This window comes from Serratia sp. K1WW1, from assembly GCF_055790865.1.
In genome coordinates this window covers 5,315,871-5,327,930 of record NZ_CM147697.1, presented here as the reverse complement: position 1 = coordinate 5,327,930, position 12,060 = coordinate 5,315,871, and the positions used below count along the sequence as shown (strand labels likewise).

The following is a 12,060-nucleotide window of genomic DNA, read 5'->3' as shown; positions in this document are numbered from 1 at the left end:
GGAGCCGCTTTTTTTGACGTGGGTCAAAGAATGGGGGGAGCAGTTTGAACGCTGTACAGCTACCCGTTACAGGAATATTTGTAACCCTTGCTATCAGCGGCTTGAATGGAAAATGCCGATTATCCGAAAGATCGTTAAAGCGTGATTGCGATCGCATCATGCCGGTTAGCGGCGAAAATGCGCCAGTAAAAAATCGACCCAGACACGCACCCGTGGCGGCAAATCTGCAGAGGCGTAGTAGAGCCAGATTTGCGTGGGTTTAGGCCAGTGATCTGGCAGCACCGGTAGCAATGTTCCCTGGGCAAAGTGCTGTTCCACATACCAGCGCGACAGGCAAGCAATGCCCAGCCCGGCCAGTGCGGAATCTAGCAACAACTCCGGACTGCTGGCCGTCAGGCGGCCATGCAAATCCAGCGTTTTGTGTGCCAGAAGCCACTTTACGTTACGCCCGGTGGCCGGATTGCGGTGCAGCAGGCAGCTATGTTGCAGCAGATCTTCCGGCACCTGCGGTGTGCCATGTTGGGCAAGGTAACCGGGGGCGGCGACCAAGAGCATCTGCATCGCATAGAGCGGGCGTGCTACCAGCCGGCTATCGGGATCGACCTGGCTGCCGATGCCCACATCAAAGCCTTCACCAACGAGATTCACCACCCGGGCATCCAGTGACAGATCCAGATCGATCATCGGGTAGCGTTGTAAAAACTCAGGGATCAGCGGCATCAGTACCTGGCGGCCAAAGCCTGGGATCATGCTGACGCGCACGCTACCGGCGGGAGGGAGTTGTGTGCCCCCAGCCAGCTCTAACGTGGCGGTCAGCGCTTGCCATAGCGGTGCCACCTGTTCCAACAGGGCTTTGCCTTCGTCAGTCAGCACCACGCTGTGGGTGTTACGTTGGAACAGCCTCAGCGCCAGCTTCTCTTCCAGCACGCGGATATTCTTGCTGATCGCCGCTGGCGTCACGCCCAGCTGGCGTGCAGCAGCGGAGAAGTTCTCTGTCTGAGCGGCGCTGAGAAACGCCGGTAACAGGCGGTGCACGTCAATCGGCAGCGACATAGTGGTTGATACTTTAGGTTGAAGTTAATGTGACTGTTTACAGACTACACCGGAAACGGAGGAAATGAAAAAATGGCTTACTTTCGATAAACAAGGATTTCCCCATGTCGCGTATTTTAGTGTTGACCGCCCACCGTTTCCCCGACGAATCCCGCATCAATAAGGCGCTGATCGAGGCGCTGCGTCCTTTACCTAACGTCACCGTGCATGAACTGATGCGCGTTTACCCGGACTACCAGATTGATGTGGCCCGCGAGCAGGAACTGCTGCAAGCGCACGATGTGGTAGTGATGCTGTTTCCGTTTTATTGGTACAGCTCACCGGCGATCCTCAGCGAATGGCAGGATGCGGTATTAACCCATGGTTTCGCATATGGCAGCGAAGGCACCCAACTGCAGGGTAAGCCTTTGCAATTGGTGGTCAGCACCGGGGGCAACGCGCAGGCCTATTCACCGGCAGGGTATAACCGCTATCCGGTAGCCGACCTGCTGCGGCCGTTTAACGCCGTTGCCAACCTGACCGGCATGGATTATTTGCCGCCGCACCTGGTGCAGGGCGTATCTGATATGAGCGATGAGAAGCTGGCAGAGGAAGCGGCGGACGTAGTGAAGCTGGTGAAAAGTTTTTAAGTTCGGGGACATCCTGAACACTTAACACCGAAGTTTGCTGCTCGGTGTTAAGCGTGGCAACTGTTTGATAATCCGTCTCCCTGTGGGAGGGGACAGATCGAGCGTGTTTGCTGAGGTTATCGCTTTACTACCAAACGAGCAGGGGCTATCAGCTCCCTCTCCCTTTGGGAGAGGGTTGGGGTGAGGGCCGTATTACAGAATACCCGCGCCGATTGGGAACAGAGGATCGACAGAATCGTGTGCCACGTCCTCTTTCTGATCCAGCACCGCCTGCCAGCTGGATGGCAGCTCAAACGGTAACTTACCCTGTGCCTTGCTCTTGCCGGTGATCACATCCAGCACCGCCTCATCGGATGCGCCAAAGTTGGCCAGCAGTACGTCGGTTTTATCCACGATGTTGGTCAGGATCGCCGGACGATCGAGATAAACGGAAATCACCGTTGGAATGTTGAGTGCCTTCACCTGTTTGATCAACTGATAGTCTTCACTGCCGCTGTAAGTGCCAGCTTTCTGATCCAGCACCACGGTTTCGGCATCGTCAAAGCCCAGTTGGCCAAAGTTGACCGAAACGCCAAACGGGTAGTGCGGATCGTTCTGATGCGGCGTATCTACTCGCAGGATGGCGATCTCCGCCTCTTGCGGCGTAGCGACGACTTCCAACCCATAGCGTGCCGCCACGGTAGCGTTGACGTTATGCAGGAACACCTTCTTGCCGCTCAGCGCCAGTGGCAACAGGGAATTATTATTCTGCAACAGTATCTGCGCACGGCGCTGTGCGTCATCCCCTTGTTGTTGGAATTCGGCGTTGCCGACGATTTTCACCGCTTTGGCTTCGTCCACGTAAGGTTTCTCAAACAGCCCCAGCTCAAACTTCTGCTGCAAAATACGTGTGACGGAAGCGTCGATGGTGGCGATCGGCAGCTGTTGCTGGTTGATGGCTTCTATCAGATCGCTAGGATCGCTGGTACCGCCGAACTGATCGATGCCGGCTTCCACCGCTTTCACTACGCGTTCCTGGCGGGTGAGGTTCTCAACGCCCCACGACATGCCGATCCCGGCAGTCCAAGGCGAGACTCCGGCGGCGATATCGGCATCGCTGATGCCGGTGGCGCATTTACCTTCGCAGCTTTCCAGGATGCCCCAGTCACTCAGCACTACGCCGGTGAAGCCAAAGCGGCCACGCAGCATCTCGGTCAACACCTGCTTATTAAAGCCAAAGCCTACTTCTTCAATCAGCTGATCCTTGTACCACAGGTTGATCGGTTGGCCGTAATAGGGCATCACCGAGGCCACATTGGCGGCAAATGCCCCTTCGAACGGGACCAGATGGTATTCCAGATTATCGCCCGGATAGACCTGCTCTTTGCCAAAGATATTGTGCGGATCCAACCCGCCAAGCTGTGGACCGCCACCGGCAAAGTGTTTTACTACGGTGATGACGCTGTCTTGGGTCAAGCCTTTATCACCGTGCTGGAAGCCTTCGATATAGGCTTGCACCTGGCGTTTGGCGAGCTGGTTATCCTCGCCGAAGGTACCGTTGATGCGGCCCCAGCGCGGTTCGGTGGCAAGGTCGGCCTGCGGTGATAACGCCATATGGATCCCAACGGCCCGGTACTCCTGACGGGCGATATCACCAAAGGTTTTGGACAGTGCCGTATCATCGATTGCTGCCAGGCCGAGCGGCTCTGGCCATTGTGAGAAACTGCCTGCCGCGACGCTGGTGGCATTCGGATCGTTAACGAAGTGGTTGCGTGGGTCGGTACTGATGGTCACCGGAATACCGAGGCGAGACTTCTCGGCCATTTCCTGCAGCGCATTGTTATCGGCGGAAATATGCTGTGGATCGCCCGCCATGCGGGTAATGAAGGTGTTGACGAAGCGTTGGTTCACATCTTCTTCGGCGGCGCTGATATCGACGCGGCCAGCACCATCGAGGCCAATGGTACCATGCATCATGGCACCGGCTTTTTCTTCCACGTTCATGCGGGCGGTCAGATCGCGGGCGCGGGTGGCGCTATCAAGACGCCAGTCTTCATAAGGGTCTAGCTGGCCGTTTTTATTCAGATCTTTAAATTTCAGCCCGTCGACGGTAAGCGTGGGAATATTTCTGCTCTCCAGTTCCGCCTGCTTACTTGGAGTAATCTGGGTATCATTATTGTCACAGCCGGTCAATCCGGCGGCTAATAAACCACTGACTATAAATATCGACTTCCTTTTGATGGTCATAAAGAGTGCTCCATTTCACGAGAGGTAAAAAAGGCCGATGGGAAAACAAGTCTGGTGGTTTAATTTAAATGGTTATATTTATTATGTACTTATGATTTTAATCTGGTTTTTACCTATTATTGCATGTTTTTTTTACAGCGTGAAATAAATCTATTTACAATTTGGGATATCCTTCACACTTTGATCTTGGATGCAGATCTTTTTACGCCTGAAATAGCGTAATAATGATTTGGAAAGAAATTTAGGGAAGTTAAGTGAAAGCAAGAATAATTGTGTTGGGTGACTTATTTATACGGGGAATAATAAAGGTCAGGTACTACGTGTTAAATATATGATTCAACGGCAGGGCGTCGCGGTGAGATCCGCTGTCTGGCAGGCGCTGAGTTACAGAGGAAGTATTCTCAGCGCCAATTTCATTGTTCAAGCTATACAAATCATTATTTTTCAAACGATTATGTATGGGTTGTAGCAAACAACTCCCGGTGACCAATCAGGACTCCAGCAGCCACCAACTTGCTTCGAAAGGTCGCAAAACTCCGGCCCGTGGCTGCTCTGCAGCATCCATATAGTTGCTTATCAGCGGTCGCCACAGTTCAGAAAATTCAACGCCGGCGGCATCCCATGCCAAAGGTTCGCGGCTCAGGTTCGCAACTACCAGCAACCGTTGCCCATTCCAACTACGTTGATAACACCACAATGCCGGGTGAGCCGGGGCCAGATCCTGATAGTCACCGTGAGTCAGCAGCGGATACTGCTTGCGCAGGGCGATCAGATGGCGATAAGCGTAAAACACCGAATCCCGATCGGCCAATGCTGCCGTGGCATTAATCTGCGGGTAGTTCTCTGCACAGGCTATCCAAGGCGTACCGGTGGTGAAGCCAGCGTGGGTTGTTGCGTCCCACTGCATCGGCGTACGACCATTGTCCCGTGATTTGCTGGCCAGAATAGCCAACAGTTCGTCTTCGTTTCTTCCCTGAGCCTGCAGTTCGGCGTACATATTCAGGCTTTCCACATCGCGATAGCTTTCGATCTGCTGGAAGCCCGGATTGGTCATGCCGATCTCTTCACCCTGATAGATATACGGCGTGCCCTGCATACCGTGCAGCACCATCGCCAGCATCTTGGCAGCGGTAACTCGCAGTTCGCCCTCGTCGCCAAAGCGCGAAACGATGCGCGGCTGGTCGTGATTGCACCAGAACAGCGCGTTCCAGGCGCGGTTATGCATACCTTGCTGCCAGTGGTGGAAAATCTGCTTCAACTCGACGTAATCCGGCGCGGCCAGCGTCCACTTCTGCCCATTGGCATAGTCTACTTTCAGGTGGTGGAAGTTGAAGGTCATCGACAGCTCGGCACCGCTTTGCGCCGCATACTGTTGGCAATGCTCCAGCGAGGTTGAAGACATCTCGCCCACGGTCATCAGGCCGCGTGGCTGGAACACGTCGCGGCTCATCTCCTGCAAAAACTCGTGAATGCGCGGGCCGTCGGTGTAGAAACGGCGGCCATCGCCCTGGTTATCAATCGGGAAGTCCTGCTGCTTGGACACCAGGTTGATTACATCAAGGCGCAGCCCATCCACGCCTTTATCTGCCCAGAACTGGCACACTTTCTTCAGCTCTTCGCGCACCGGCGGGTGTTCCCAGTTCAGGTCGGCCTGCTCGGTAGCAAACAGGTGCAGGTAATATTGGCCGCTGTCGGCGTGCCATTGCCAGGCATTACCGCCAAACTTGGAACGCCAGTTATTGGGCAGGGCATCACCTTCGCCATCGCGCCAGATGTAGAACTGGCGTAGCGGGCTGGCAGGATCCTGCGCGGCCTTAAACCACGGATGCTCGGTGGAGGTGTGGTTAAACACCATATCCATTACGATGCGGATCTTGCGCTGATGGGCCTGCGCCACCAGGTGTTCGAAGTCGGCCATGGTGCCGTAAGCCGGATCAATGGCGCAGTAATCGGCCACGTCGTAGCCATTATCGACTTGGGGTGAGACATAGACCGGCGTCAGCCAAATGGCATCGACGCCCAGTTCCTGCAAATAATCAAGCCGTTGGGTCACCCCAGCCAGATCGCCATAGCCGTTACCGGTGCTGTCCTGGAAGCTCTTCGGATAGATTTGATAAATAACGCCGTTCTGCCACCAAGGGATGATATTGCTCATAAAAAAATACCTTTCAGTTTAAACCGGTAACTCGCCGCGGCTGGCTTTGCGTTTGTAAACCATCATGGTCAGCAGCAGCGGGATCACTACGGCTACCAGGATAGCTACGGAGTAGATCAGCCAGAACTGCGGTTGGATAGACAGGATACCCGGCAGGCCGCCCACGCCGATGCCGTTAGCCATCACGCCGGTCAGGCCACAAATCAAGCCTGCGAAGGCGGAGCCGATCATCGCGCACAGCATAGGGAAGCGATATTTTAGGTTGATACCGTACATGGCCGGTTCGGTAACGCCGAGATAGGCGGAGATAGCGGCCGGTACGGAAATTTCACGTTCGTTGGCCTTGCGGCTGACGATGATGATGCCCAGCACCGCCGAGGCTTGCGCGATATTGGACAGGGCAATCAGTGGCCAGACTGGCGTGCCGCCAATGCTTTGGATCATCTGCATATCGATGGCCAGCGTGGTCTGATGCACCCCGGTGATCACCAACGGTGCATACAGGAAGCCAAACAGTGCCGCGCCGATTGGGGCAAAACTACCGGTCATCACCCACTTCACCGCCCAGGCTACGCCATCACCGATCATGCGGCCAAACGGACCGATCAACGTGTGTGCCAAGAACACGGCCAGCAGCAGAGAAACCACCGGCACCACCACCAGATACAGATAATCCGGCACGATCTTTTTCAGACGGGTTTCGATCCAGCCCAGCGCCATACCGGCGAGGATCGACGGGATCACCTGCGCCTGATAGCCCACTTTCTCAATGGTGAACCAGCCAAAGTTCCACACTTCCGGCACTTGCTGGCCGAGCAGGTAGGAGTTCATCAGTTGCGGGGAGACCAGGGTGATCCCCATCACGATGCCGAGCACCGGGGTACCGCCCATCTTCTTCACCGTTGACCAACAGATGGCCACCGGCAGGAACATAAAGATGGCCTCGCCCAATAGCCACAGGAAGTCGTAAATGGTTTTCCAGGCGGGGTGCATCTGGGCCAGCGTTTGGCCGCCGGACATCGGGATATCGCCGATCACGTTGCGGAAACCCAGGATCAAACCGCCGCTGATCAGGGCAGGCAGCAGCGGGAAGAAGATCTCGGCGAAGTGGGAGATGCCACGTTCAAACCAGGTCATATTCTGGCGGGCTGCCAGCTTTGCCTGTTCTTTATCGGCTTCGTTGATGCCGGTGGTGGCGATTAACGCCTGATAGTAATCACCGACTTCGGGGCCGATCACCACCTGGAACTGCCCGGCGTTGGTGAAGCAGCCTTTGACCATGCGCAACTGCTCAATCTCTTTCGGCTTGGCCTTGGCGGGATCGTTAAGGACGAAACGCAGGCGGGTAATGCAGTGGCTGACGGTGGCGATATTCTCGCGGCCACCCACCAGCACGATCAGGCGATCGATGTCCTGCTGCTGAACTTTGCTCATTATGGCACCTTTGTTATCAGTGAGGCTCAGAGGTATTGATGTTTTTAAGCTTAGTCACTTGGCCGTGGTTATTAAATGGGAACGTTCCCAACTTGCGGTAAGGATCACAAAACGAACAATAAAGCCGCAAATAGCGTCACAACGAATTCTGGCTACGATACGAAGGGGGCGCCGCATGGTGCGCCCGTTGTCAGGCAAGTTTGCAGGGGATAATGATTTGGCGGATGCTCAGTTCACCACTCAACTGGCCCAGCAGCTGAAGGGCCGCCTGCTGCCCAGCGGAGCCATAACCCAATTCAACGGAAAATGTCTCTGGGAACAAGAAGTTGAGCATTGGAGTGTTACCGATGGCGCACACCTGGATTGGCGTAATCTGTTGCTGTTGCAGGTACTTCATCGCGCCTAGCGCGATGGTATCAGAGGCACACACCAGCGCGGTGGTTTGCGGTTCAATTACGTTGGCGGCCTGATGGAAGCCGCTCTGATAGCTCAGTTCTCCCAGCGCCACGACCGGCGAGATCTTCTGTTCGCGACAGGTATCCAGATAAGCCTGATGACGACGCATCCCGGTGGTGGCATCGGACTCCTGTACGCCAAGGTAGCTGATATGGCTATGGCCCTGCTTGCGTAAGCGCTGCATCAGCAGTTTCACGGCTCCTTCATCGTCATAACAAACGGAGGAGATCCCCGGATATTCGCGGGCGACCACCACCATTTTTTCCTGCCACGGTTTGAGCATGTCAGCGGTCAGGCCGGTAAAGCCGAACAGGATCACGCCGTCGACGTTGCGCTGGCGCAGTACGTTGAGGTGCTCCTCTACCAGCCGGGTTTCAAACTGGCTTTCCATCACGATCGGATCGAAACCCTGCTGATACAGCAGCGGCAGCATGGTGCGCACGGCCTGATTTTCCGAAGGGGAGTCCAGACGGGAAACGATAATGGCGACCACTTTGTCGCTCTGGCCGCGCATGGCTCGCGCCGATTTTGATGGGGTAAACCCCTGACTGCGGATCACCGCCTCCACCCGTTCACGGGTTTGCGGGCTCACGCTGCCTTCGTTATTCATCACGCGTGAGACGGTAGATTTGCCTACCCCGCTCAGGCGGGCGATATCCTTGATTGTCAGCCGGTTTTGCATGGTTTACTTTTCATTTAGGTTATGAGGCTTAAACTTATACCCGTCGCCTTTCAAGTTGCAGCGTTGTTACCTGCACTTACACACCCCAGTCACTTACTAAAGTAAGCTCCTGGGGATGAGTAAGTTTGTCGCCTAGCTGCAACTTGAAATTCATAGGGTATACAACATCCCACTTATGCTCGCTACCATAGCGCATTTTAACGCGCGGATCTTGGTGCGCAGCCCATAGTGTTGCAAAACGGAATGGCCGCCTTTGCCGTTCCCACTTTTTCTTTACCGGAGGTAAATCCCTGAATGGATCCTGATCCGAGCCCCGACACTACTCATTCGGTTCTCCGGTAAAACCTCTCCGCTCTGCGTTGCTGTTTTACCGGTTTAGGTAAGCAGCGGCACTTGTTCGATAGTTCGCCTCTGTTGTGATTGAAAATCAGTGATCTGCTGCGGCGGAGGATTTTTGGCGCGTCCGAAAATCAAGCCAGCGAGCCGATCCGCCATTCACCCACTGCCGTGAGGCGCTGGGCAATGAGGTGCGAACGATGAAATTTAAACAAATCCCCCGTCGGCTGCTGGGTCTGCTCAGCCGCAATTTGCCACGCCGTCTGGTGCGGCGTGATGCGCTGTTGGAAAGCGTCAGTGGATCGGCGCAAGAGCTGCCTGCCGGTTTGGCGCAACAACGCCTGGAATGTGCCGCCGCCAGCGCGATGCAACTGTATGAGCGTTTCAACAGCCACCCGGAAGGCATCACCGAGCAGGAAGCAGAAACCGCCCGCGGCCAGTTTGGCAGCAACACCATCGAAAATCAGCTGGCTGAAAGTTGGTGGAAGCATTTGTGGCACTGCTACAGCAACCCGTTCAATCTGCTGCTGACCGTACTGGGGCTGATTTCCTACGCCACCGAAGATCTGATTGCCGCACTGGTGATTGGGCTGATGGTGCTGATCTCCACGTTGCTGCATTTTATCCAGGAGGCCCGCTCCAACAAGGCGGCGGATGCGCTGAAGGCGATGGTCAGCAACACCGCAACGGTGTACCGCAGCGATGCGCATACCGGTAAAAGCGAGCATAGCGAACTGCCGATCTCACAGCTGGTACCGGGCGATATCATCAAGCTGTCGGCTGGGGATATGATCCCGGCGGATCTGCGGTTGTTGTCTGCCAAGGATCTGTTTATCAGCCAGGCAGCGCTGACCGGTGAGTCACTGCCCGTAGAAAAAGTGGCGGATCCACGTAGCCAGGTGAGCGATCCGTTGGAGTGCCAAAACCTGTGCTTCATGGGCACCAACGTCGTCAGCGGTACCGCGCTGGCCATGGTGATCGGCACCGGCAGCGAAACCTACTTCGGCCAGTTGGCGCAGCGGGTGACCAGCCAGGATGAGCAGCCCAACGCCTTCCAGGCCGGTATCAGCAAAGTAAGCTGGCTGTTGATCCGCTTCATGCTGGTGATGACGCCGATCGTGCTGCTGATTAACGGCTTCACCAAAGGCGACTGGTGGGAAGCGGCGCTGTTTGCGCTTTCGGTGGCAGTGGGGCTGACGCCGGAAATGCTGCCGATGATCGTCACCTCTACCCTGGCGAAAGGGGCGGTCAAGCTGTCGCGCCAGAAGGTGATCGTCAAACGTCTGGATGCGATCCAGAACTTTGGCGCGATGGATATTCTGTGCACCGATAAAACCGGCACGCTGACCCAGGACAAAATTGTGCTGGAGCGCCATACCGACGTGTTTGGTGCCAACAGTGAGCGGGTGCTGCGCTACGCCTGGCTGAATAGCTTCTACCAGACCGGGCTGAAAAACCTGCTGGATGTGGCGGTGCTGACCTGTGCCGACGAAAGCCAACAGCCGGACGCGTTGCAGCATTACCGCAAAGTGGACGAGATCCCGTTCGATTTCGAACGCCGCCGCATGTCAGTGGTGGTTGCGAAAGAGGCGCAATATCACGAGCTAATTTGCAAGGGTGCACTGGAAGAGATGCTGTCGATCTGTAGCCATGTGCGTCAGGAAGATGAGGTGATCCCGCTCAGCGAAGCGCTGCTGGCGCGCATCCGCCGTGTTACCGACGAGCTCAACCAGCAAGGGCTGCGCGTGGTGGCGGTGGCCAACAAGATCCTGCCAGCGACGGATCATGAGTATGGCGTGGCGGATGAATCGGATCTGATCCTCGAAGGCTATATCGCCTTCCTCGATCCGCCGAAGGAGAGCACTGCACCGGCGTTGGCTGCGCTGAAAAAGAATGGCGTGACCGTCAAAATCCTCACCGGTGACAATGAGCTGGTCGCCGCCAAGGTGTGTAAGGACGTGGGGCTGGATGCGGAGCATATCCTGCGTGGCAGCGAGATCGAACTGATGGATGACGCCACGCTGGTCGCCGCGGCGGCGCGTACCACGGTGTTTGCCAAGCTGACTCCGCTGCACAAAGAACGTATCGTCCAACTGCTGCGTAAGCAGGGCCACGTGGTGGGCTTTATGGGTGATGGTATCAACGATGCCCCGGCACTGCGTGCGGCGGATATCGGCATATCGGTAGATTCTGCGGTGGATATCGCCAAGGAAGCTGCAGATATCATCCTGTTGGAAAAAAGCCTGATGGTGCTGGAGCAGGGGGTGATCGAAGGCCGCCGCACGTTTGCCAATATGCTGAAATACATCAAGATGACGGCCAGCTCCAACTTCGGTAACGTCTTCAGCGTGCTGATTGCCAGCGCCTTTTTACCCTTCCTGCCGATGTTACCGCTGCATCTGTTGATCCAGAACCTGCTGTACGATATTTCGCAGATTGCCATCCCGTTCGATAACGTCGATGACGATCAGATCACCAAGCCACAACGTTGGAACTCCGGCGATCTGGGCCGCTTTATGGTGTTCTTCGGGCCGATCAGCTCGATCTTTGACGTGCTGACCTTTGCCCTGATGTGGTACGTGTTCCAGGCCAATACGCCGGAAATGCAGACGCTGTTCCAGTCTGGCTGGTTTGTGGAAGGGCTGCTGTCGCAGACGCTGATCGTCCATATGATCCGTACGCGCAAAATTCCATTTATCCAGAGCCGCCCATCTTGGCCGCTGTGCGTGATGACGTTGGCGGTGATTGCCGTCGGTATCGGCCTGACCTTCTCGCCGCTGGCGGGCTTCCTGCAGCTGCAGGCGTTGCCGCTGAGCTACTTCCCGTGGCTGGTGCTGATTTTGGTCGGCTACATGGTGCTGACCCAGTGCGTGAAAGGCTGGTTTGTCCGCCGGTATGGCTGGCAGTAAATTTGCTGATGGTCCCCTCACCCTAACCCTCTCCCACAGGGAGAGGGGACCGATCGAGTTCGCTATCAGTTGCAGAAACTTACCTGATCACGGCGCTAATTGGCTCTATTTTGCGGTGAAATAGCTTGATCGCGGCACTTGGCGACAATGCGAATCAACTCATTTTTGCGCTGAAGTAGA

7 protein-coding genes are annotated in these 12,060 nt (G+C 55.7%); 2 read left to right on the top strand and 5 right to left on the bottom strand.

What is annotated here, in order from left to right; translation table 11 throughout:
• Nucleotides 1–165: 165 nt before the first annotated feature.
• Nucleotides 166–1,053, bottom strand: a complete 888-nt coding sequence (locus ACX9GU_RS24055; RefSeq protein WP_473193167.1) for a LysR family transcriptional regulator — start codon at nt 1,051–1,053, stop codon at nt 166–168.
• Nucleotides 1,054–1,157: 104 nt separating this feature from the next.
• Here ACX9GU_RS24055 and ACX9GU_RS24050 point away from each other — a divergent pair, with 104 nt between their 5' ends.
• Nucleotides 1,158–1,682, top strand: coding sequence for an NAD(P)H-dependent oxidoreductase (locus tag ACX9GU_RS24050; protein ID WP_473193166.1), 525 nt, complete (start codon nt 1,158–1,160; stop codon nt 1,680–1,682).
• 192 nt (nt 1,683–1,874) lie between these two features.
• On the opposite strand, the gene ACX9GU_RS24045 is transcribed toward ACX9GU_RS24050, so the two are convergent.
• The 4 genes from ACX9GU_RS24045 to treR form a co-directional block, all read right to left on the bottom strand.
• Nucleotides 1,875–3,908, bottom strand: coding sequence for a glycoside hydrolase family 3 protein (locus ACX9GU_RS24045; RefSeq protein WP_473193165.1), 2,034 nt, complete (start codon nt 3,906–3,908; stop codon nt 1,875–1,877).
• Nucleotides 3,909–4,398: 490 nt separating this feature from the next.
• Nucleotides 4,399–6,063, bottom strand: a complete 1,665-nt coding sequence (gene treC, locus ACX9GU_RS24040; protein WP_473193164.1) for an alpha,alpha-phosphotrehalase — start codon at nt 6,061–6,063, stop codon at nt 4,399–4,401.
• Nucleotides 6,064–6,081: 18 nt separating this feature from the next.
• Nucleotides 6,082–7,497, bottom strand: coding sequence for a PTS trehalose transporter subunit IIBC (gene treB / locus ACX9GU_RS24035; RefSeq protein WP_473193163.1), 1,416 nt, complete (start codon nt 7,495–7,497; stop codon nt 6,082–6,084).
• Nucleotides 7,498–7,687: 190 nt separating this feature from the next.
• Complete coding sequence (gene treR / locus ACX9GU_RS24030; RefSeq protein WP_473193162.1) at nt 7,688–8,635, bottom strand: trehalose operon repressor TreR; 948 nt, start codon at nt 8,633–8,635, stop codon at nt 7,688–7,690.
• A 536-nt stretch (nt 8,636–9,171) separates the two neighbouring features.
• Here treR and mgtA point away from each other — a divergent pair.
• Nucleotides 9,172–11,880: a magnesium-translocating P-type ATPase gene (gene mgtA / locus ACX9GU_RS24025; RefSeq protein ID WP_473193161.1), complete on the top strand. Its 2,709-nt coding sequence runs from the start codon at nt 9,172–9,174 to the stop codon at nt 11,878–11,880.
• Nucleotides 11,881–12,060: the final 180 nt, after the last annotated feature.